At 63.3% G+C, this 18,939-nt stretch carries 21 protein-coding genes and 2 tRNA genes; 18 read left to right on the forward strand and 5 right to left on the reverse strand.

The window, feature by feature from the left end; translation table 11 throughout:
- Positions 1–15: 15 nt before the first annotated feature.
- Positions 16–288, forward strand: a complete 273-nt coding sequence (locus ABDJ38_RS03310) for an HU family DNA-binding protein (RefSeq protein ID WP_119592238.1) — start codon at positions 16–18, stop codon at positions 286–288.
- An 83-nt stretch (positions 289–371) separates the two neighbouring features.
- Here the strand turns inward: ABDJ38_RS03310 and rlmB are convergent, their stop codons facing one another.
- Positions 372–1,169, reverse strand: a complete 798-nt coding sequence (rlmB, locus tag ABDJ38_RS03315) for a 23S rRNA (guanosine(2251)-2'-O)-methyltransferase RlmB (RefSeq protein WP_346783642.1) — start codon at positions 1,167–1,169, stop codon at positions 372–374.
- 148 nt (positions 1,170–1,317) lie between these two features.
- On the opposite strand from rlmB, the gene ABDJ38_RS03320 reads away from it, so the two are divergent.
- The 5 genes from ABDJ38_RS03320 (at position 1,318) to tsf (ending at position 5,488) form a co-directional block, all read left to right on the forward strand.
- Positions 1,318–1,403: transfer RNA gene (locus ABDJ38_RS03320), tRNA-Tyr, on the forward strand.
- 109 nt (positions 1,404–1,512) lie between these two features.
- Complete coding sequence (locus tag ABDJ38_RS03325; protein WP_346783643.1) at positions 1,513–2,265, forward strand: phosphatidylserine decarboxylase; 753 nt, start codon at positions 1,513–1,515, stop codon at positions 2,263–2,265.
- Positions 2,266–2,409: 144 nt separating this feature from the next.
- Positions 2,410–3,204, forward strand: a complete 795-nt coding sequence (locus tag ABDJ38_RS03330) for a CDP-alcohol phosphatidyltransferase family protein (RefSeq protein ID WP_346783919.1) — start codon at positions 2,410–2,412, stop codon at positions 3,202–3,204.
- Between the two features lie 467 nt (positions 3,205–3,671).
- Positions 3,672–4,457: a 30S ribosomal protein S2 gene (gene rpsB, locus ABDJ38_RS03335; protein WP_346783644.1), complete on the forward strand. Its 786-nt coding sequence runs from the start codon at positions 3,672–3,674 to the stop codon at positions 4,455–4,457.
- A 104-nt stretch (positions 4,458–4,561) separates the two neighbouring features.
- On the forward strand, positions 4,562–5,488 hold the full coding sequence (gene tsf / locus ABDJ38_RS03340) for a translation elongation factor Ts (protein WP_346783645.1): 927 nt from the start codon (positions 4,562–4,564) through the stop codon (positions 5,486–5,488).
- 60 nt (positions 5,489–5,548) lie between these two features.
- Here tsf and ABDJ38_RS03345 read toward each other — a convergent pair whose 3' ends face one another.
- The gene (locus tag ABDJ38_RS03345; RefSeq protein WP_346783646.1) at positions 5,549–6,403 is read right to left on the reverse strand and encodes a metallophosphoesterase; all 855 of its coding nucleotides are present in this window, start codon (positions 6,401–6,403) and stop codon (positions 5,549–5,551) included.
- A 127-nt stretch (positions 6,404–6,530) separates the two neighbouring features.
- Here ABDJ38_RS03345 and pyrH point away from each other — a divergent pair, with 127 nt between their 5' ends.
- The 10 genes from pyrH (at position 6,531) to rpmE (ending at position 16,009) form a co-directional block, all read left to right on the forward strand.
- On the forward strand, positions 6,531–7,250 hold the full coding sequence (gene pyrH / locus ABDJ38_RS03350) for a UMP kinase (protein ID WP_346783647.1): 720 nt from the start codon (positions 6,531–6,533) through the stop codon (positions 7,248–7,250).
- 30 nt (positions 7,251–7,280) lie between these two features.
- On the forward strand, positions 7,281–7,838 hold the full coding sequence (frr, locus tag ABDJ38_RS03355; RefSeq protein WP_346783648.1) for a ribosome recycling factor: 558 nt from the start codon (positions 7,281–7,283) through the stop codon (positions 7,836–7,838).
- Between the two features lie 17 nt (positions 7,839–7,855).
- Positions 7,856–8,536 (forward strand): polyprenyl diphosphate synthase, encoded by a 681-nt coding sequence (uppS, locus tag ABDJ38_RS03360; RefSeq protein ID WP_346783649.1) that lies wholly within the window; start codon positions 7,856–7,858, stop codon positions 8,534–8,536.
- Complete coding sequence (locus tag ABDJ38_RS03365) at positions 8,523–9,299, forward strand: phosphatidate cytidylyltransferase (protein WP_346783650.1); 777 nt, start codon at positions 8,523–8,525, stop codon at positions 9,297–9,299. Before uppS ends, ABDJ38_RS03365 begins: the two co-directional genes overlap by 14 nt.
- Positions 9,296–10,450, forward strand: a complete 1,155-nt coding sequence (locus tag ABDJ38_RS03370; RefSeq protein WP_346783651.1) for a 1-deoxy-D-xylulose-5-phosphate reductoisomerase — start codon at positions 9,296–9,298, stop codon at positions 10,448–10,450. Before ABDJ38_RS03365 ends, ABDJ38_RS03370 begins: the two co-directional genes overlap by 4 nt.
- Before the next feature lie 25 nt (positions 10,451–10,475).
- On the forward strand, positions 10,476–11,552 hold the full coding sequence (gene rseP, locus ABDJ38_RS03375) for an RIP metalloprotease RseP (protein ID WP_429771085.1): 1,077 nt from the start codon (positions 10,476–10,478) through the stop codon (positions 11,550–11,552).
- 178 nt (positions 11,553–11,730) lie between these two features.
- Complete coding sequence (bamA, locus tag ABDJ38_RS03380; RefSeq protein ID WP_346783653.1) at positions 11,731–14,436, forward strand: outer membrane protein assembly factor BamA; 2,706 nt, start codon at positions 11,731–11,733, stop codon at positions 14,434–14,436.
- The gene (locus tag ABDJ38_RS03385; RefSeq protein WP_346783654.1) at positions 14,436–15,101 is read left to right on the forward strand and encodes an OmpH family outer membrane protein; all 666 of its coding nucleotides are present in this window, start codon (positions 14,436–14,438) and stop codon (positions 15,099–15,101) included. Before bamA ends, ABDJ38_RS03385 begins: the two co-directional genes overlap by 1 nt.
- Positions 15,102–15,126: 25 nt before the next feature.
- Positions 15,127–15,570 carry a 3-hydroxyacyl-ACP dehydratase FabZ gene (gene fabZ / locus ABDJ38_RS03390; protein ID WP_346783655.1) on the forward strand — a complete coding sequence of 148 codons (444 nt, stop codon included), beginning with the start codon at positions 15,127–15,129 and terminating at the stop codon, positions 15,568–15,570.
- A gap of 211 nt (positions 15,571–15,781) precedes the next feature.
- Positions 15,782–16,009 (forward strand): 50S ribosomal protein L31, encoded by a 228-nt coding sequence (gene rpmE / locus ABDJ38_RS03395; RefSeq protein WP_119591361.1) that lies wholly within the window; start codon positions 15,782–15,784, stop codon positions 16,007–16,009.
- Positions 16,010–16,093: 84 nt separating this feature from the next.
- On the opposite strand, the gene ABDJ38_RS03400 is transcribed toward rpmE, so the two are convergent.
- The 3 genes from ABDJ38_RS03400 to ABDJ38_RS03410 are packed head-to-tail and all read right to left on the reverse strand — an operon-like array spanning position 16,094 to position 17,483.
- A complete protein-coding gene (locus ABDJ38_RS03400; protein ID WP_346783656.1) occupies positions 16,094–16,540 on the reverse strand; it encodes a GFA family protein in 447 nt (148 codons plus the stop codon).
- On the reverse strand, positions 16,537–16,845 hold the full coding sequence (locus tag ABDJ38_RS03405; RefSeq protein WP_346783657.1) for a hypothetical protein: 309 nt from the start codon (positions 16,843–16,845) through the stop codon (positions 16,537–16,539). Before ABDJ38_RS03405 ends, ABDJ38_RS03400 begins: the two co-directional genes overlap by 4 nt.
- Complete coding sequence (locus ABDJ38_RS03410; protein ID WP_346783658.1) at positions 16,842–17,483, reverse strand: prolyl hydroxylase family protein; 642 nt, start codon at positions 17,481–17,483, stop codon at positions 16,842–16,844. The genes ABDJ38_RS03405 and ABDJ38_RS03410 overlap by 4 nt, the downstream gene beginning before the upstream one ends.
- Before the next feature lie 186 nt (positions 17,484–17,669).
- On the opposite strand from ABDJ38_RS03410, the gene ABDJ38_RS03415 reads away from it, so the two are divergent.
- Both ABDJ38_RS03415 and ABDJ38_RS03420 read left to right on the forward strand, forming a co-directional pair.
- A tRNA-His gene (locus ABDJ38_RS03415) sits at positions 17,670–17,746 on the forward strand.
- Positions 17,747–17,788: 42 nt separating this feature from the next.
- A complete protein-coding gene (locus ABDJ38_RS03420) occupies positions 17,789–18,871 on the forward strand; it encodes a Glu/Leu/Phe/Val family dehydrogenase (protein WP_346783659.1) in 1,083 nt (360 codons plus the stop codon).
- Positions 18,872–18,939 lie beyond the last annotated feature (68 nt).

Consider the following 18,939-nt stretch of genomic DNA (forward strand, 5'->3'; position numbering starts at 1 on the left):
GGGGTTTCCAACGAGATGAACAAGAACGAATTGATCGGTGCCGTTGCTGACGTCAGCGGCCTGTCGCGGAGTGATGCTACCAAGGCTGTCGAAGGTGTGTTTGACACCATCACAGGTGCCCTGTCGAAAGGTGACGAAGTTCGCCTTGTTGGCTTTGGCACCTTCTCGGTTGCAAAGCGCAAGGCTTCCACGGGTCGCAATCCGCGCACTGGCGAACCGATGACGATCAAGGCTTCGACCCAGCCCAAGTTCAAGGCTGGCAAAGGCCTCAAGGATGCGGTCAACTAAGCCGGTCCAACCTGCGTCCGGTCTTTGCGGCCGGCAAGATGAGCCGTCCCTTGCGGGACGGCTTTTTCTTTGCCCTTGGGCGGTCAGCCCGCCGTGCGCGTCGCTATGGCGTAGAGGGCGATGGCTGCGGCGTTGGAGACGTTGAGGCTCTCCATTGCCTCGCTGATCGGCAGCTTGGCCAGCGCGTCGCAATGGCTTTCGACATTGGCGCGCATGCCTTCGCCTTCAGCTCCCAGCACCAGCGCAACCGGCCCGGTGGGAAGGGCTTCGGCAAGCGTTGCCTCGGCCTCACCGGTCATGCCGATGCGCCAGTATCCGGCCTCGGCAATCTCCTCGAGCGCGCGCGACAGGTTTACCACCCGGACCCATGGCACCTTTTCCAGCGCGCCGGAGGCAGACTTTGCCAGCACGCCGCCTTCGGGCGGGGCATGGCGATCCTGCGTAACGATGGCAGCTGCATCGAAGGCCGCCGCCGAGCGGAGAATCGCGCCGACATTGTGCGGATCGGTCACCTGATCAAGCAGGAGAATCGGCCGGTTGTCGTCGCTATCGAGCACGTCGTTAAGGTGCAGATCTTCAAGCGGTTCGCATTCGAGCACCAGCCCCTGGTGCGGCGCATCGCGCGCGACGAGGCGGGCGAGGTCTTCCGGTCCGGCATATTCCAGGGGAAAACCGGACGGCAGGTCGCCGCCCAGGCTCTCGACGCCTTCATGGGTGGCCCAGAGCTTGCGGTGCTGGCGAGCGGGATTGAGGAGCGCGGCCTCGACCGCATGGCGGCCCCATAGCCGCACGGCGCCCTTACCAGCGCGGCCCGAGCCGCGTCCGCCTTTCATGCGCCCGGCGCGGCCGCGCAGATTTCGTTTTTCCGACTGTTTTGCCATTTCGTGTCCTACTTTCGCGCGCCTAGTGCCAGCGCGACCATTGACAGGCAAGCGGCGCTTCGCCAAAGGGGCGCCTCTCGGCCGGAGCGGCCCTGTTTTCGGGGCCACTTTCGCAGCAGGTTATATGGCCTGCATCCGGCATCTGTGTGGACAGGTGGCCGAGTGGTTAAAGGCAGCAGACTGTAAATCTGCCCGCGCAAGCGTACGCTGGTTCGAATCCAGCCCTGTCCACCACCGCCGCCACCCACCGATGCGACCCCCAGCCGCGTTCAGGCTCGGCAAACCCGCGCATAAGCCTGCGGCTGCGCTTGTAGGCTCACGCTGCATTTACTAAATTGTTCCGATGGCAGGTGAACTGAAAGACAATCGCGGGCGCGGTATTGGCGAGTGGAGCTTTCCGCCCGTCCATCCCGAGGGGCGCCGCTTCGGGCTGCTGGCTCTGGCTATCGCACTGATCGTGCTGTTCCTGATTGATTGGGAATATCTCGGCTGGCCGCTGCTGGCGCTGACCGGCGGTGTGTTCGCCTTTTTCCGCGATCCCGAACGTGTGGTGCCGCAGGGAGACCGGCTAATCGTGGCACCGGCCGATGGCATGGTCTCGCTGATTACGCAGGTTCCACCGCCGCCCGAACTGCAGGGAGCTGACGAGCAGGGGCGCCCCGGCCTCGGCAGCGAACCGGTCACGCGCATTTCGATCTTCATGTCGGTGTTCGACGTCCACATCAACCGTGCGCCCGTGGCCGGAACAATCCGCCGGATCGTCTACGTGCCAGGCCGCTTCCTCAACGCCGACCTCGACAAGGCCAGCGAAGAGAATGAGCGCCAGCATATCCTCATCGAAAAGGCCGACGGCTCGCCCGTGGGCTTTACGCAGATCGCCGGTTTGGTGGCACGACGAATCGTGCCCTTTGTGAAGCCTGGCGACATCGTTGCGGCAGGGCAGCGCGTCGGTCTGATCCGGTTCGGCAGCCGCGTCGATGTCTATCTGCCCGCCGGGACTGACCCCAAGGTGCTTCCCGGCCAGCGGATGATCGCGGGCGAAACGGTTTTGGCCGAGGTCGGGGCGGCAGCGCTGATCGAAGGCGTGACGCAGTAGGGGGCGAGAATGAGCGACGAAGATCTCGACCGCAACGAACTGCCGCTTGAAGAGCGACCGGTGCCGCATGGCCCGGCCTGGCTCGGCCCCAAGGCAAGCGAGGACGAATCGACTCAGCGCTCGCTGGCCCCACGCGGGCTGTCGATGCGCGCGGTGCTGCCCAATGCGATTACGGCAGCGGCGCTGTGTTCCGGGCTGACCGGGATCCGGTTTGCCATCGAGGGCGAGTGGGAAAAGACCATGTTCGCCATCATCCTCGCCGGAATGCTCGACGGGATCGATGGCCGTATCGCGCGGCTCCTGAAAGCGCAGTCGCGCTTTGGTGCCGAGCTGGACAGCCTTGCCGATTCGCTGAGCTTCGGCATGGCGCCAGCGCTGGTGCTATTCCTGTGGTCGTTGCAGGATTTGCCCCGGTTGGGGTGGTTCGCAGCGCTCGCCTTCGCCATCTGCTGCGCCCTGCGGCTCGCCCGTTTCAACGCGCAGATCGATGTTGACGAGCAGCCGCATAAGTCTGCCGGCTTCCTGACTGGGGTTCCGGCGCCGGTAGGGGCGGGGCTCGTCTTCCTGCCGCTCTATCTGTGGCTGAGCAGCGGTCTGGCGATCTTCCGCGAGCCGATATTGGTGGGTGTATGGGCGCTGGCGATAGCGGTGCTGATGATCAGCAACATCGCCACCTTGAGCTGGAAATCGCTGCGCCCGTCTACCGACGTAAGGCTGCCGGCGATTGCTCTTTCGGGTCTGCTGTTCGCCGCGCTGCTGAGCGAGCCATGGTGGACGCTGGCGTTTATCTGCGTGGTTTACCTCGCGCTGATGCCGCTTGGCATCATGCGCTATTCAAGGGTCAGACGCGCTCGCGACGAAGCCGCCAAGCCCCCTGTGCGAAAGCCGCTGGGCGTGGATGAAGTGGAGCAATCCCTGGCCGAGCGGCCCGATCGATAAACGAAAGTTCGGCGCGGATACTGCGCCATTGCGCGAGGCCCTCGGCGCCGGAGCGATAGCACACGAGTAGCGACAATCCGGCGACGGCACCGAAAAATAACGAGAGAGCGACAGCAAGGATCATCGTAAGCTTCCTTATTGCAAACCGCCGGGTGTTCCGGCAATGTTCTCAATGGCCCCTCTGTTCTATTTTTGTTCCGTTGCGTCAAGTCGTTTTTCGTCCGTTCTGGAACAAATACGAAGATCGGCCGAGTTCCGGTGTTCGCTACGGGGCGCGCGCAGTTTGGGCTGGATTATTTGGTGCACGTCCGCTAAAGGCCGCCGCGTTGAAGCGGGCTATGCGATTCCCTTGCATGGGCGTTTTTCAGCAAATCCACATGGATGGCACACATCACCGGTGCCGCATCCGGCTCTTGCCGGGTCCGGTTCCCCGCTATCCAGAGGCTTAACCGGAAAGGAATTTACCTATGGCGGCTCCTACCGTCACGATGCAGCAATTGATCGAGGCCGGCGCACACTTCGGCCACCAGACCCACCGCTGGAACCCGCGGATGAAGCCGTATATCTTCGGCGCCCGCAACGGTGTTCACATTATCGACCTGTCGCAGACCGTGCCGCTGATGGCACGCGCGCTTGACTTCATTCAGTCGACCACCCGTGCGGGCGGCAAGGTGCTGTTTGTCGGCACCAAGCGCCAGGCGGCCGAGCCGATCGCCCAGACGGCGCGTTCGTGCGGCCAGCACTTCGTCAACCACCGCTGGCTGGGCGGCATGCTCACCAACTGGAAGACCATCTCGGGCTCCATCCGTCGTCTCAAGACGCTGGAAGAAATGCTCGGCGGAGACACCGCCGGCCTGACCAAGAAGGAAATCCTCAACCTCACCCGTGAGCGCGACAAGCTCGAGCTGTCGCTCGGCGGTATCCGCGACATGGGCGGCGTGCCGGACGTTATGTTCGTGATCGACGCCAACAAGGAAGATCTCGCGATCAAGGAAGCTAACGTGCTCGGCATTCCGGTCGTCGCGGTGCTCGACACCAACGTCAATCCTTCGGGCATCGCCTTCCCGATTCCCGGCAACGACGACGCCAGCCGCGCCGTGCGCCTCTACTGTGAGGCCGTGGCTGCTGCCGCGTCGAGCGGTCGCGGTGAAGGTGTGGCCGATTCGGGTGCCGACATCGGTGCCATGGACGTCCCGCCGGAAGAGGCCGCCGTCGCCGAAGCTCCGGCTGCCCAGGCCGCTGCCGACGCCTGATCTGGGCGCAAGCCGCTCAATGTAAGCGGCATGTCACACAGGCACTCCAAGGCGCCGGCCATCACAGGTCCGGCGCCACCGGAACAGAATAAAGGAAGAAAACAATGGCTGCATTTACCGCAAGCGACGTGAAGGCGCTCCGCGAAAAGACCGGCGCAGGCATGATGGACGCCAAGAAGGCGCTCGAAGAAACCAACGGCGACATCGAAGCTGCGGTTGACGCGCTGCGCGCCAAGGGCCTTGCTGCCGTGCAGAAGAAGTCCAGCCGCACCGCGGCCGAGGGCCTTGTCGGCGTGACTGTCGAAGGCACCAAGGGCGTGGCCGTCGAGGTGAACTCGGAGACCGACTTCGTTGCCAAGAACGAGCAGTTCCAGGACTTCGTGCGCAAGACTACCGAGGTAGCTCTCGGCGTCGAAAGCGACGATGTGGAAGCGCTCAAGGCTGCGACCTATCCCGATGGCGGCACCGTGGCCGACAAGCTGACCAACAATGTCGCCACCATCGGCGAGAACCAGCAGGTTCGCCGCATGAAGAGCGTGGCCGTGTCGAACGGTCTGATCGTGCCATACATGCACAATGCCGCCGCGCCGAACCTCGGCAAGATCGGTGTGCTGGTCGCGCTTGAGAGCGAGGCCGGTGCCGACGTGCTCGAGCCGCTCGGCAAGCAGATCGCGATGCACATCGCCGCAGCCTTCCCGCAGGCGCTGGACGCTGACGGCCTCGATGCCGACGTGATCGAGCGCGAGCGCAAGATCGCTGCGGAGAAGGCTGCCGAGAGCGGCAAGCCTGCCGAGGTGCAGGAAAAGATGGTCGATGGTGCCGTCAAGAAGTACGCCAAGGAGAACGCTCTCCTTAGCCAGATCTTCGTGATGGACAACAAGACCCCGATCGCCGACGTTGTGGCCAAGGCAGGCAAGGAAGCTGGCACGTCGATCGTGCTGAAGGACTATGTCCGCTTCCAGCTCGGCGAAGGCATCGAAAAGGAAGAAACCGACTTCGCGGCGGAAGTGGCCGCGGCTGTGGCCGGCTGATCCTTTCGATCATTGCAGACTTAAAGACGGCCGCCGGGGGATGCTCCGGCGGCCGTTTTGCTATCGCGATGCTGCCAAGGTGAGAAGCCAGATTTCGGGCCGCGTGCCGAACCTCACCGGCAAAACGCTTGTGCCAAGACCTGCGCCGACGATGGTCGTCCGCCCACCCTCGACGACCTTGCCGCAGCCATAGCGGTCACCATAGCGCGACATGTGGGAGACGGCGCCGACAAGGGGGAAGCGAATCTGCCCGCAATGGGTGTGCCCGGCGACGACCAGCGAGACTTCGGCAGGCACTTGCGGGGCTATGTCCGGGCTGTGGGTCAGCAACAGGCGACCGCCCGCCAGGCGCTCGATCGCCGCCAACACCACGGGCACATCGTCATGTCCGGTGTAGGCGTCATCGACGCCCCCGATCGCAAGCGGGCCGATCTGCACGGCTTCGTTTTGCAGGACAGTGACGTGGTTTGCCGCCAGTTGCGTTTTCAGGCTGTCCCAGCCGAACCAGTGATCATGGTTGCCTGGAACGACCACCACCCCTAGCGGCGCGCGCAATCCTCCAAGCGGGGCGACAATTTCCTCAGCCGTGTAAAGGTGGGTGGCCAGAGCCTTCTCGCTGACCAGGTCGCCTGCGATCAGCACGATATCTGGCGAAAGCGCGTTGATCTGCGCGACGATACGCTTGAGCCGCTTCGGGGGCATGTCAGGTCCGGCAATGTGAACGTCGGAAATTACAGCCGCCGAAATTGGCCCGGTGCCGGGCTTCATGCCATCAAGCCTGACGCTGGCAAGATGCACGACCGGATCGCGCATGGTGTCATACCATGCCTTACCCGCCACTGCGGCGGCGATCAGCGTGAACGCCACCACCGCTTTGCGCCAGTGGCGCGCCGAAAAAGCGAGAAATCGGGCCATTGGCGGATGTTGGCGGGGGATGGGGTTCATTGCAAGTCGGCCCATATATCGCCGCGCCCCTTGGCACGTGCGCCGCCGCCCTCTAAGAGCGCGCAACACCCGCTTCACGCCCGAGGAATCTGCTCCCATGCTCCTGCCCGACACCAAACGCATCCTGCTCAAACTTTCGGGCGAGGTGCTGATGGGCGAGCAGGAATTCGGCATTGACGCGGAATTCGTCGCCAGCCTTGCCGAAGAGGTGAAGGCGGCCCATGCAACCGGGCTGGAAATCTGCCTCGTGATCGGTGGCGGCAACATCTTTCGCGGAATTTCGGGTGCAGCCAAGGGGCTCGATCGCACCACCGCCGACTACATGGGCATGATGGCGACCGTCATGAACGCGCTGGCGATGCAGAATGCGCTGGAGAATGCGGGCGTCGAAACCCGCGTGCAGAGCGCCATTCCCATGCCCGCCGTGTGCGAGCCCTATATCCGCCGCCGCGCCGAGCGGCATCTGGAGAAGGGGCGGATCGTGATCTTCGCGGCAGGCACCGGCAACCCGTTCTTCACCACCGACACCGGCGCGGCGCTGCGCGCGGCGGAGATGAATTGCGACGCGCTGCTCAAGGGCACCAGCGTCGACGGGGTCTACGATAAGGACCCGAAAAAGGCCGACGATGCGGTCCGCTTCGAAACTATCTCGTATTCGCAGGTGCTTTCGGCCAATCTCAAGGTTATGGATGCAGCGGCAGTGGCGCTGTGTCGCGAGAACGACATCCCGATCGTGGTGTTCTCGATCCGCGAGAAGGGCAACGTGGCGCGCGTTCTGGCGGGTGAGGGTGTGCAGACGATTGTCCGCAAGGACTGACACAGACATAACGAATTTCAGGAACTTATCATGGCAAAGTACGACAAGGCTGACGTGGAACGCCGCATGGCGGGCGCAGTAGAGAGCCTCAAGGGCGACCTTGGTGGCCTGCGGACGGGGCGCGCGAACACTGCATTGCTCGATCCGGTCGTGGTCGAGGTTTACGGTTCGATGATGCCGCTCAGCCAGGTCGCCACGGTTTCGGCGCCCGAGCCGCGTATGCTCAGCGTGCAGGTGTGGGACAAGTCGAACGTCAGCGCCGTCGAGAAGGGCATCACCAAGGCCAATCTCGGCCTCAACCCGATGAGCGACGGGCAGACGATCCGCCTGCCGCTCCCCGATCTCAACGAGGAACGGCGCAAGGAACTGGCCAAGCTGGCCGGAAACTATGGTGAGCAGGCCAAGATTGCGATTCGCAACGTGCGCCGCGATGCCAACGAAGCGCTCAAGGACGACGAGAAGAAGAAGGAAATCTCCGAGGACGAGCGCAAGCGCCTTGAGGACGAGGTTCAGAAACTGACCGATCAGTATGTCGCGGATGTCGACAAGGCGACCGAGGCCAAGGAAAAGGAAATCCTGACGCAGTAAGCGCCAGAAAGGTTTCCATGTCCGCACCGTCCTATCCCCGCCATGTCGCCATTATCATGGACGGCAACGGCCGCTGGGCGAAGAGGCGCCGGCTGCCGCGTGCCATGGGGCACAAGGCGGGCGGCGATGCGGTCAAGCGCGTGGTCGAGGCCTGCGAAGTGCTCGGGATCGAGTGCCTGACACTTTATGCCTTCAGCAGCGAGAACTGGAAGCGCGAAGCGGAGGAAATCTCCGACCTCATGAACCTGATGCGCCGCTTCATCGAAGCGAATATCGCAGAGTTCATTGCCAAGGGTTTGCGATTAAGAATTATTGGCGATTACAAGGCTTTCGAGCCGGATATTGTCGCGCGACTTGATGATGCGCTGGAACGCACGGCAGGCGGCACACGCACGCTGGCGGTGGCGCTGAACTATGGCGCGCAGCAGGAGATCGTACGTGCGGCGGCGCTGGCGGCGGAAGAGGGCGAGGTGACGGCCTCGGCCATCGAGAAGCATCTCTATACTGCCGACCTGCCGCCGTTGGACCTGCTCATTCGCACCAGCGGCGAAGTGCGGCTGTCGAACTTCCTGCTGTGGCAGTCGGCCTATGCGGAAATGATCTTCACCGATGTCCTGTGGCCCGATTTCGGCGAGGCCGAGCTGCGCGCGGCTTGCGAGGAATTTGCCACGAGGGAGCGCCGCTATGGAGGGCGCTGACCGTAAGGCGAAGGGTGCGTCCGATCTCGGCGTGCGCGCGGCAAGCGCGGTGGTCATGCTGGCTGGAGCGGGCTTAGCGATCTGGCTTGGCGGCTGGGTGCTGACCGCATTCATTGTCGCTGTGGGTGCAGCCGGCTTCTGGGAGTTTTCGCGCATCGCAAATGCGGGCTTCACCGGTGGGGCGCGGCTCGCCTGGACAGCATTCGGGGCCATCTACCTCGGCCTCGCCGCCTTCGTGCTGGCAGGCGTCAGCGCGCAAAGCCTCTCGTGGCTGGTGCTCATCATCAGCACGGTGATCGCGGTTGACGTATTCGCCTATTTCTTCGGCCGCTCAATCGGTGGGCCAAAAATTGCACCGCGGATCAGTCCATCGAAGACCTGGGCGGGACTGGGCGGAGGGGCGATTGGCGCGGCGCTGGCGATTGTGCTCAATTCGCAGATTCCGCGCTGGCTGTGCGAATGGCGCGAGCCGGGCTATGCTCCGATGCACGGTGGCTTTGCCACGAGCTGCAGCCAGTATTGGCAGCCCCATGCCGAACAATACGCGGCGCTTATCGGTGTTGGACTGCTCATTGCCATCGTCGCGCAGAGCGGCGACTTTCTGGAAAGCTGGCTCAAGCGGAAGGCAGGTATGAAGGACTCTTCGAACCTCATTCCCGGCCACGGCGGCGTGCTTGATCGCATCGACGGACTGGTGGCGGTGTCGATTCTCGTCGGCCTCTATCTGCTCATCACTTCGCCGCAAATTTTTGGGCTCTCATGACCCGCACCATTTCCATCCTTGGTGCGACCGGCTCCATCGGCGATTCCACGCTCGACCTGATCCGTCGTAACCGCGACCATTGGCAGGTCGTTGCGCTTACGGCCAATTGTTCCGCGGAAAAGCTGGCGAAACTCGCTATCGAGTTCGAGGCACAAGTCGCTGTTGTTTCGGATGAAGGATGCCTGGCCGAACTGCGCCAACACCTCGCAGGGACGCAGATCGAAGCCACTGGAGGCCGCGAGGCGCTGTGCGATGCGGCAGCGCGCCCGGTGGATGTTACCGTTGCCGCGATTGTCGGCTGCGCGGGGCTCGGCCCGGTGATGCGCGCTATCGAGCAGGGCCGCACGGTGGCGCTCGCCAACAAGGAGGCGCTGGTTTCCGCAGGCGACGTAATGATGGCGGCGGTGCGCCGCCACGGCACCACGCTGCTGCCCATGGATAGCGAGCACAACGCGATCTTCCAGTGCCTGGAAGGCAATGCGATCAAGGACGTGCGCTGGATCACGCTCACCGCAAGCGGTGGGCCGTTCCGCACCAAGTCACTGGCCGAGCTGGAAGCCGCGACCCCCGCACAGGCCGTTGCGCACCCTAACTGGGACATGGGCGCGAAGATCAGCGTCGACAGCGCCACGATGATGAACAAGGGGCTCGAATTCATCGAAGCCTGGCACTTGTTCCCGGTCGGGCTCGACCGGCTAAGGATCGTCGTCCACCCGCAGAGCATTATCCATTCGATGGTCGAATACCGCGACGGCTCCACCCTCGCGCAGCTCGGCCCGTCTGACATGCGCGTGCCCATCGCCTCGTGCCTTGCTTACCCCGCGCGGATGGACACGCCGTGCAAGCCGCTCGACCTTGCCGCCATTGGCGAATTGACCTTCTTTGCCCCCGATGAGGAGCGCTTTCCGGCCACGCGTCTGGCACGCGAGGCGGCGCAGGCGGGCGGCGGCGCACCGGCGGTGCTCAATGCCTCCAACGAGATTGCGGTGGCCGCTTTTCTGGACGGTCAGATAAAATTCACCCAAATTGCTGCATTGGTTGGCAGAGTGCTCGAAAAATTCGGGCCTGATGCGCCTGCCGGTCTCGAAGACGTGCTATGCGTCGATGCCGAGGCGAGGGCATGCGCCAAGGAGATGTTGCAAGTTGCCTGATAGTTTCGAATCGGTTCCCCTGTGGATGATGCTGGCTGGCTTCCTGCTGATGCTCGGCCCTCTCGTCACCCTGCACGAACTGGGGCACTATCTGGTGGGCCGCTGGTTTGGTGTCGGAGCAAAGGTCTTTTCGGTCGGCTTCGGCAAGGAGCTCTGGGGGCGCACCGACAGCCGGGGCACCCGTTGGAGAATCTCGGCGATCCCGATGGGCGGCTATGTCCAGTTCGTAGGCGACATGAACCCTGCCTCTGCGCCCGATCCCAATGCGCCTGCAGAGCGGGGCGCGTTCCAGCATGCCAGGCTCTATCAGCGTGCGCTGATCGTGCTGGCCGGGCCGCTTACCAACCTGCTGATTGCCGTGCTGATCTTCGCCGGATTCGCGATGAGCTTCGGCGTGCCGAGCACCCCGCCCGTGGTGCAGGCGATCACCCAAGGTTCCCCCGCCGAGGCGGCAGGGCTGGAGCTGGAAGACCGGATTGTCGCCGTCGATGGTGACGAGGTCGAGAACTTCCAGCAGCTACAGGAACTGATCCTGCCCTATCCGGGCCGCACCGTCGACCTGACCTATGACCGCGACGGGACCGAGCGTACCACAGAACTGACCATCGCCGAGATCGAACTGAAGGATCGCTTCGGCAACGCCTCGCGGATCGGGCGGATCGGGATCGGTTCGTTCGAGCAGGAATTCGTGCGTGAGGGGCCATTTGGCGCGCTTGCCTTCGGGGCCGAGCGTAGCGTCGATCTGATGGGCATGATGGTCACCGGGATCAAGCAGATCATCGTCGGCGAACGGTCGGTGGAGGAGCTTGGCGGCCCCATCACGATCGCCAAGATTTCCGGCGAGCGGCTGAGCCTCGGCCCGCTACCCTTCGTGGAATTGATCGCCTTTATCTCGATTAACTTGGCATTCATTAACCTGCTGCCAATCCCCACGCTCGACGGCGGGCATCTGGCTTTTTATGCGGCAGAGGCGATCCGTCGCAAGCCGGCCAGCCCGCGCAGTCAGGAATGGGCGTTCCGCACCGGCATGGCATTCGTGCTCGCGCTGATGCTGTTCGTCACGATACTGGACATTGCCAAGTTGCCGATCTTCGGTAGCTAGGCGGGGATAAGGACGGGTACTCGCTTCCCAATACGGACGGATTGCTTGATTGCGCTTGGCGCATCGGGCAAGGGCGCTTCTCGCGCCATATCCCACCTTTCCCAACTCGCCAGTTTGGATATGGCAAGGGCAAGGTTGGTTCCGGGAGGCTTGCGGTGCCGAGATGAGTGGACGGATAATGGGTTCGAAGACAGCGACGCCTTGTGCCAAATTCTTTGCTGCAACCCTGCTGGGCTGCACGATGCTGGCAGGCCTGCCTTGCACCGCGCTGGCGCAGGAGACCGAGGCCGATAGCGCCGCCGAAGAGGCCACGCCGAGTGAGCCGCAGGGCGATGTCATTCGGTCCATCGCTGTCTCGGGCGCGCAGCGGCTCGAACCGGCAACCATCGTCAGCTACGTTCAGCTGCGTGTAGGCCAGGTCTACACTGCGGCCGCGGCTGACCAGGCGCTGCTCGATCTCGCGGCGACCGAGCTGTTCTCCGACTATCAGATCGCCAACAATAGCGGCAACGTGGTCATCACGGTGCAGGAAAACCCGGTGATCAACCGCATCGTGCTGGAGGGCAACAAGCGCCTCAAGGACGACAAGATCTATCCCGAGATTAACCTCTCGCCGCGCCAGATATTCACCCGCTCGAAGGTCCGCGCTGACGTTGCCCGCATTATCGAGCTGTACAAGCGTCAAGGCCGCTTTGCTGCGAGTGTCGAGCCGCAGATGGTGATGCTCGACCAGAACCGCGTCGACGTGATCTTCGAGATCACCGAGGGGCCGAAGTCGAAGGTCCGCCAGATCAACATCATCGGCAACGAGGTGTTTTCCGATGGCAAGCTGCGCGGGGAAATGGTCACCAAGGAGGCGGGCTTCCTCAAGATTTTCAGCTCGAACACCAGCTACGACCCCGATCGCCTCGCCTTCGACCAGCAGAAGCTGCGTCAGTTCTACCTGACCGAAGGCTATCCTGATTTTCGCGTCGTTTCGGCGGTGGCCGAGCTTACGCCCGACAAGCGCGACTTCATCATCACCTACGTGGTCGAAGAGGGCGAACGCTACAAGTTCGGCGACGTCGAGGTGGTCAGCCAGCTGCGCGACTTCAGCTCCGAGGCGCTGACCTCTTCGCTGACCATGCAGAGCGGCGACTGGTACAATGCAGAGCTGGTCGACAATACCGTCGAAGGCCTGACCGAGACCGCCGGTGCCTTCGGCTATGCCTTCGCCAATGTGCGGCCCGACATCCGGCTCAACCGTGAAACGCTGACGATGGACGTCACCTTCACCGTGGCCGATTCCGACCGGACCTACATCGAGGCGATCGAGATCAACGGCAACACGTTGACGCAGGACAAGGTGATCCGCCGCGAATTTCGCATCGCGGAGGGCGATGCGTTCAGCTCGCTTCAGGTGAGCCGCTCGAACGCGCGTATCAACTCGCTGGGATACTTCCAGGAGAACTTCGAGATCGAGCAGGTCGAGGGCTCGACCGCCGACCGCATTCGCCTCGTTGCCAACGTCCAGGAAAGGCCGACCGGCGAACTGTCGCTGTCGGCGGGCTTCTCCAGCCTCGAAAGCTTCATTTTCTCCGGTTCGATCCGGCAGAACAACTTCCGCGGTCGCGGCCAGTCGATCGGGCTGGGGGTGAACTATTCGCGCTATCAGAAGTCGGGCAACATCAGCTTTACCGAGCCGCATGTGTTCGACCGTGATATCGCCGCCGGCTTCGAGATCTACCGGCAAGACTACAACAACCGCTACTATTCGAGTCAGACTGCAACGTACGAACAGTCGACCACCGGCGCGCGGCTGAGGACCGGCATTCCGCTTTCGGAATACCTGAGCGCGCTGGCCAGCTATACGCTCAATTTCCAGGATATTACGGTCGACGAACGGACCTACTTCGCCGACTTCGACGGTGACGGGGTGGCCACCTGCGAGCCGGTGCGCTCCGGTCGCTATCTGTGCGAGGCGCTGGGCAGCCGGACGCAGTCGATCCTGGGGCTCTCGCTGAGCTACAACTCGCTCGATTCGCGACTGCGTCCCACACGCGGGCGTTCGGCCACGGTTGGGCTCGACCTGGCTGGGCTTGGCGGCAACACGCGCTATCTCCGGGCGCGGGCCGAAGCGGCGCAGTTCGTTCCTTTGGGCAGCGGCTTCATCGGTTCGCTCCGCCTCGAGGGTGGCTACATCATGGGTTGGGGTAGCCGCGATCCGGGGCAGAGCGACGTGCTGCTGACCGACCGCTTCTTCCTCGGCGAATCGCAAATCCGCGGCTTTGACATCCGAGGTGTCGGGCCGCGCGTGGTGCGCCGTTTCTACACGCAGGATGAGGACGGTAACTACATCCTCAACGATCTCGAAAACGACAACAACCAAGACGACGCCCTGGGCGGCAAGGCCTACTATCTGGCTCGTGCCGAAATCGAGATTCCGCTCGGTTCCGGCGCGCGTGAACTTGGCTTGCGGCCCTCGATCTTCGTCGATGTCGGTTCGGTGTTCGGTGTCGATACCCCGGCACTCAACCAGAACACGCCCGATGATCCGATCCTGGTCGCCCAGCGCAATGCTGCGGGTGACTTGCTCTACAGCCAGCTCAAGGTCGATGGCAGCGGCGCGCCTGTGCTCGACGGTGACGGCAACCAGCAGTACGAATTCGTCACCAGCCCCACCTCGCCGACCGGCGCGACCAACGAGCAGGCATTTCAACCTATCGGTCGATTCTTCGCCGAGGAATTTGTCGGCAACACCTGGAAGCCGCGTATCACCGCCGGTATTGGCGTAAACTGGAACTCGCCCTTCGGTCCGTTCAGGATCGATCTAGCCTACGCCCTGTCTAAGGAACGGGGCGACCAGACCAAGACACTCTCGTTCAACGTAGGGACCCAATTCTGATGAAACTCCTCACCAAGACCGCGCTTGCCGCAGGACTCGCTCTCGCCTCTCTGACCGCTCCTCTCGCCACGGCTCCGGCCATGGCGCAAACTGCGCAGAAGATCGCCATCGTCAATTTGCCGGCGGTGATTGCCAACTCGACGGCCTATCAGGCGGCGCAGACCGCTCAGCAGACGACCTATGCCGCGCAGTTGCAGCAGGCCGAACAGCGCCGCGCCGCCTTGCAGGCCCAGATCAACCCGCTGATGACCGCGTTCCAGACCGCTCGTCAGGCGGCGAACCCCGATCAGGCTGCCTTGCAGCAGCAGGCGCAGCAGATCCAGCAGTTGCAGCAGAGCGGGCAGGCCGAACTCAACCAGATCCTCGCGCCGATCTCGCGTTCGGAGGCCTATGTCACCGAGCAGATCGAGGAGCGCCTTGGCGCTGCCGTCCAGGCCGCCGCGCAGGCTGCTGGCGTGACCCTGGTGGTGAGCCCGGACACGGTTTTGTGGGCCGACAACTCGCACAACCTCAACGAGGCCGTGCTGAACCAGCTCAACACCATGCTGCCGAGCGTGCAGGTCACGCCGCCCGAAGGCTGGGTGCCGCGCGAGATGCGTCAGCAGCAGGAAGCCGCCGCACAGGCGCAAGCTGCTCAGGGTCAGCCGGCCACTTCGGGCCGCTAAAACAGGCATCGACGGGGCAGGGCGCATGAGCGACATCTACGACATCCCGAAGATCCTCAGCGCCCTGCCGCATCGCTATCCGATGCTGCTGGTCGACAGGGTGGTCGAGCTCAACAAGGGCGAGTCCATCCGGGCGGTGAAGGGCGTGACCTTCAACGAAGGTTTTTTCCAGGGCCACTTCCCCGGCGCGCCGATCATGCCCGGCGTGCTTCAGATCGAGGCGTTGGCGCAAGCCGCCGGCATCCTCGCTGTGGAGACGCTGGAGCTGGCGGGCAGCGGCAAGCTGGTGTTCTTCATGGCCATCGAAGGCGCGAAATTCCGTGCCCCGGTGACGCCGGGTTGCCTGCTTGAGCTGGAGGCGAGCTTCGTCCAGCAACGCAGCAAGGTGTGCAAGTTTGCCGGTAAGGCGAGCGTCGAGGGCAAGACCACCTGTGAGGTGCAGTTCACCGCGATGATAGCGGACGCCTAATTTGTTTTGCGTCGGCCCATCCGGGCCGACCTCCTCCCGGCTATTCACTACGGGGCCGGTGCGGGCGGGCGGTCGCCCTTGCGGCCCTGCGAGCCGATCCAGGTCTTCGGACAAACACCTTGCTTTTAGGGCGCGTAACAGCTACCCGCGCGCCTTCCCATTTACAGCTGAGGCGGTCGGAACCGCTTCGAGGCTACGAAGGACCAATGCCATGAAGGCCGATATTCATCCCGATTACCACACCATCACGGTCAAGATGACTGATGGCACCGAGTTCCAGACCAAGTCGACCTGGGGCAAGGAAGGCGACACCATGAACCTCGAGATCGACCCGACCAGCCACCCGGCCTGGACCGGCGGTCCGCAGCGTATTCAGGACGGTGGCCGCGTGGCCAAGTTCAACCAGCGTTTCGGCGGCCTCTCGCTCAAGAAGAAGTAAGCGAGCCGCGCCAGCACTGGCGTTTATTCGAAAAGGGCGGCCTTGCGGGGCCGCCCTTTTTTATTGCCGACTACCAGGCCAACTTCACCAGCCTTCATGAGGCCATTTGCCATCGGGCGATGGCGTGAACCGCAGTGTGCCGGCCAGTAGCCGCACACCCTCGTTATCGAGCTGGTGCTGCTGGCCGTTGTTGACCGATACCTCAGGAAAGTCCTCGTAGGGTCGCACGCCTTCGAGCGTGGCGGCGTTGACCGCATAAAGATCCGGGTCCGAGCGCGGCCGGTGGAAGCAGTGGATGCCGCAGGTCTTACAGAAGTGGTGCTTCGCCGCGCCTGTGTTGAAGCTGTAGCAGGCGAGCGAGTGCTCGCCTTGCGTGACGGTGACGGCTTCGCGCGGCACGTAGACCATCACCGCGCCCTTCATTGCGCAGATCGTGCAGTTGCAGCGCGAGCCGCGCAGTGTGTCGTCGGGAAACTCCACGGTGAAGCGGACTTCGCCGCAATGGCAGCGAGCATTTCGGACCATAGTCATTGGTTGAGCTCTCTCCAGGCGTCGAGATTCCACATGTCGGACAACGGATCGATCTGCTCCATCGCGAGCCGTTCGTTGGGTGGCCAGGGTTCGGCATCGCCGTCGCCGACAAATGCGGCGTCCCGCGTCTCGGCATCGGGCCACAGGGCAATGGCCACAAGCTCGCCATCCTTATTCTTGCCGATCAGCGAGCCCAGTCCGCCGCGTGTGCCGAGGTCGCGCGTAGCCTTGCGCCAGCGGTCGAGAAAGGCGGCTTCGTGCTCGGCGGCAACGCGCCAGCGATAGATGAACACGGCTCCGCTCATTGGCTCCATCCCCATGGCTTCTCGCGATACCATTTGGTGATCACGTATTTGAGGCCTTTGCGCACCTTCATCCCGTGGTGCAACGTGACGGGGTTCGGTCGTCCATCCTCGCGCCGGTTGTTCCAGCACAGCAGACGGCCCGTCTCGGGTTTGAAGGTCTTGTCGATCACCTTGAACCGCGTCGCGCCCCCGGCCTCGACGTGGTTCAGGTAGATCATGAAGGTCCATGTGCGGTTGCCAGCCAAAGTGCAGAACTTGTGAAAGTCCGGCCCATCGGGCTCGAAATAGTCGGTGTGCGGTTTGAACTCCTGCCCCACATCATAGCGCTGCCCTTGTGCCGGCTCACCATGGGCTGGGTCGATCCGATTGAGCGCGTGCAACCGCTGTTCGAGGTCGACCACGGCGGGTTCGTCGGCCGGGAGGTCGCAAGTTTCGCTGGTGCGGAAGTAATTGTCGCCGTTGGGGTCGGCGATGGTGGAGGGGCGGCGGCCGCGCTCGATCAGGGCGATCAGCTCCTGACACAGGCCTGGCGGAAGAAACCCGGGCACCTGAAACAGGGCCAGCCGTGGGTTGGGAACGCGCATTGTTCCGGCGGCTTCGAGCAGGATTTCGGGGCTGGTGGCGCCGGGTTGTATCATGGCTGTGGGTGATAGTGTGCGCGGGGCAGGGTTCAAGCATGAACAATAGTCGCACCTTTCGCGCAATTTTCGCTTTGCAAAACGGGGAGTGTGTGCAAGAGGCGCTCGCCCGTGCCGAAAGCCGCTTGACCGGCTGGCACAGGACCGTAACAGCCCGTGCATTGATCAATGCCTGGCTGGCATGTGGCGATCGTAGCTCAGTTGGTTAGAGCGCCGGTTTGTGGTACCGGAGGTCGGGGGTTCGAGACCCCTCGATCGCCCCATTTTTCCCAGCATTGCAGGCTTTTGCACTGGGGATTCCCGACATGACTGTGCCCGGCTCTGCCGCCATCTGGACCATGCCCGATTTCGACGAGCACGAACGCGTCGAGGTCATCCACGACCGCGCTTCGGGCCTGACCGCGATTGTTGCACTGCATTCGACTCACCTTGGCCCCGGAGCGGGCGGTACGCGCTTCTGGCACTATCCGCAGCCGCTGGCGGCGGTCCGCGATGCGCTGCGCCTCTCGCGCGGGATGAGCTACAAGAACGCACTGGCAGGCCTGCCGCTGGGCGGCGGGAAGGCCGTGGTGCTGCTCGACGAACAGCGGACCAAGACGCCGGAAATGCTCGCCGCCTTTGGCGATGCCATCGAAGCGCTTGGCGGGGCCTATGTCACCGCCGAGGATGTCGGCGCGAGCGAGGCCGACATGGAGGCGATCCATCAGCGGACCGAGCACGTGTGCGGCTTGCCCGTCGCCGAGGGGCAGGCGGGGGGAGATCCCGGTCCCTACACGGCGCAGGGCATCTTTTTCGGCATCAAGGCGGCGGTCGCGCACCGGCTCGGCCGCGCGGACATGGACGGCGTGCATGTTGCGGTGCAGGGCTGCGGCTCGGTCGGCGGCGGGGTTGCGCGACTGTTGGCGGGCGAGGGCGCGCGGGTTACGCTTGCCGATATCGACCGCACCAAAGCCGAGGCACTGGCCGTTGAACTGGGCGGCAACTGCGTGCCTACCGAACAGATCATGCAGGTCGCGTGCGACGTGTTCAGCCCCAATGCGCTGGGCGCGATTCTCGACGATGCGAGCATCCCGCAGCTCGACTGCGCGATTGTGGCAGGCGGGGCGAACAACCAGCTCGCCCGTGCCGAGCATGGCGAGATGTTGCGCGAACGGGGCATTCTCTATGCGCCCGACTATGTGATCAACGCAGGCGGCATCATCAATGTCGGCCTCGAATACCTTGCCCGTCGCGCTGGCGAGACCTGTTCGGCCAGCACCGTGATGGAGCGTATTGGTGGGATTGCCCGCAAGCTCACCGCGATCTGGGAGGAAAGCGAGCGTTCAGGTACGGGTGCGCATGAAGTGGCCGACCGCATGGCGCGCGAGGCCATCGGGCGCGGGGAATAGCCCCGGTTACCCTTGCTCTGCCTGCGCACTAATGCCAAAGGGACGAACCGCTTGATGCGGCCAAGAAG

This window comes from Aurantiacibacter flavus (assembly GCF_039710615.1).
Taxonomy (GTDB): Bacteria; Pseudomonadota; Alphaproteobacteria; order Sphingomonadales; family Sphingomonadaceae; genus Alteraurantiacibacter; species Alteraurantiacibacter flavus.

What these genes read in the sequence shown, in the direction of transcription:
- ABDJ38_RS03410 (WP_346783658.1), bottom strand. Translation starts at nt 17,483, where the DNA reads ATGATACAACCCGGCGCCACCAGCCCCGAAATCCTGCTCGAAGCCGCC.
- ABDJ38_RS03365 (WP_346783650.1), top strand. Translation starts at nt 8,523, where the DNA reads ATGGAGGGCGCTGACCGTAAGGCGAAGGGTGCGTCCGATCTCGGCGTG.
- fabZ (WP_346783655.1), top strand. Translation starts at nt 15,127, where the DNA reads ATGAGCGACATCTACGACATCCCGAAGATCCTCAGCGCCCTGCCGCAT.
- ABDJ38_RS03405 (WP_346783657.1), bottom strand. Translation starts at nt 16,845, where the DNA reads ATGAGCGGAGCCGTGTTCATCTATCGCTGGCGCGTTGCCGCCGAGCAC.
- rlmB (WP_346783642.1), bottom strand. Translation starts at nt 1,169, where the DNA reads ATGGCAAAACAGTCGGAAAAACGAAATCTGCGCGGCCGCGCCGGGCGC.
- ABDJ38_RS03385 (WP_346783654.1), top strand. Translation starts at nt 14,436, where the DNA reads ATGAAACTCCTCACCAAGACCGCGCTTGCCGCAGGACTCGCTCTCGCC.
- pyrH (WP_346783647.1), top strand. Translation starts at nt 6,531, where the DNA reads ATGCTCCTGCCCGACACCAAACGCATCCTGCTCAAACTTTCGGGCGAG.
- ABDJ38_RS03330 (WP_346783919.1), top strand. Translation starts at nt 2,410, where the DNA reads ATGCGCGCGGTGCTGCCCAATGCGATTACGGCAGCGGCGCTGTGTTCC.
- ABDJ38_RS03420 (WP_346783659.1), top strand. Translation starts at nt 17,789, where the DNA reads ATGACTGTGCCCGGCTCTGCCGCCATCTGGACCATGCCCGATTTCGAC.
- uppS (WP_346783649.1), top strand. Translation starts at nt 7,856, where the DNA reads ATGTCCGCACCGTCCTATCCCCGCCATGTCGCCATTATCATGGACGGC.
- tsf (WP_346783645.1), top strand. Translation starts at nt 4,562, where the DNA reads ATGGCTGCATTTACCGCAAGCGACGTGAAGGCGCTCCGCGAAAAGACC.
- ABDJ38_RS03345 (WP_346783646.1), bottom strand. Translation starts at nt 6,403, where the DNA reads ATGGCCCGATTTCTCGCTTTTTCGGCGCGCCACTGGCGCAAAGCGGTG.
- ABDJ38_RS03400 (WP_346783656.1), bottom strand. Translation starts at nt 16,540, where the DNA reads ATGACTATGGTCCGAAATGCTCGCTGCCATTGCGGCGAAGTCCGCTTC.
- ABDJ38_RS03325 (WP_346783643.1), top strand. Translation starts at nt 1,513, where the DNA reads ATGGCAGGTGAACTGAAAGACAATCGCGGGCGCGGTATTGGCGAGTGG.
- ABDJ38_RS03370 (WP_346783651.1), top strand. Translation starts at nt 9,296, where the DNA reads ATGACCCGCACCATTTCCATCCTTGGTGCGACCGGCTCCATCGGCGAT.
- ABDJ38_RS03310 (WP_119592238.1), top strand. Translation starts at nt 16, where the DNA reads ATGAACAAGAACGAATTGATCGGTGCCGTTGCTGACGTCAGCGGCCTG.
- frr (WP_346783648.1), top strand. Translation starts at nt 7,281, where the DNA reads ATGGCAAAGTACGACAAGGCTGACGTGGAACGCCGCATGGCGGGCGCA.
- rpsB (WP_346783644.1), top strand. Translation starts at nt 3,672, where the DNA reads ATGGCGGCTCCTACCGTCACGATGCAGCAATTGATCGAGGCCGGCGCA.
- rseP (WP_429771085.1), top strand. Translation starts at nt 10,476, where the DNA reads ATGATGCTGGCTGGCTTCCTGCTGATGCTCGGCCCTCTCGTCACCCTG.
- bamA (WP_346783653.1), top strand. Translation starts at nt 11,731, where the DNA reads ATGGGTTCGAAGACAGCGACGCCTTGTGCCAAATTCTTTGCTGCAACC.
- rpmE (WP_119591361.1), top strand. Translation starts at nt 15,782, where the DNA reads ATGAAGGCCGATATTCATCCCGATTACCACACCATCACGGTCAAGATG.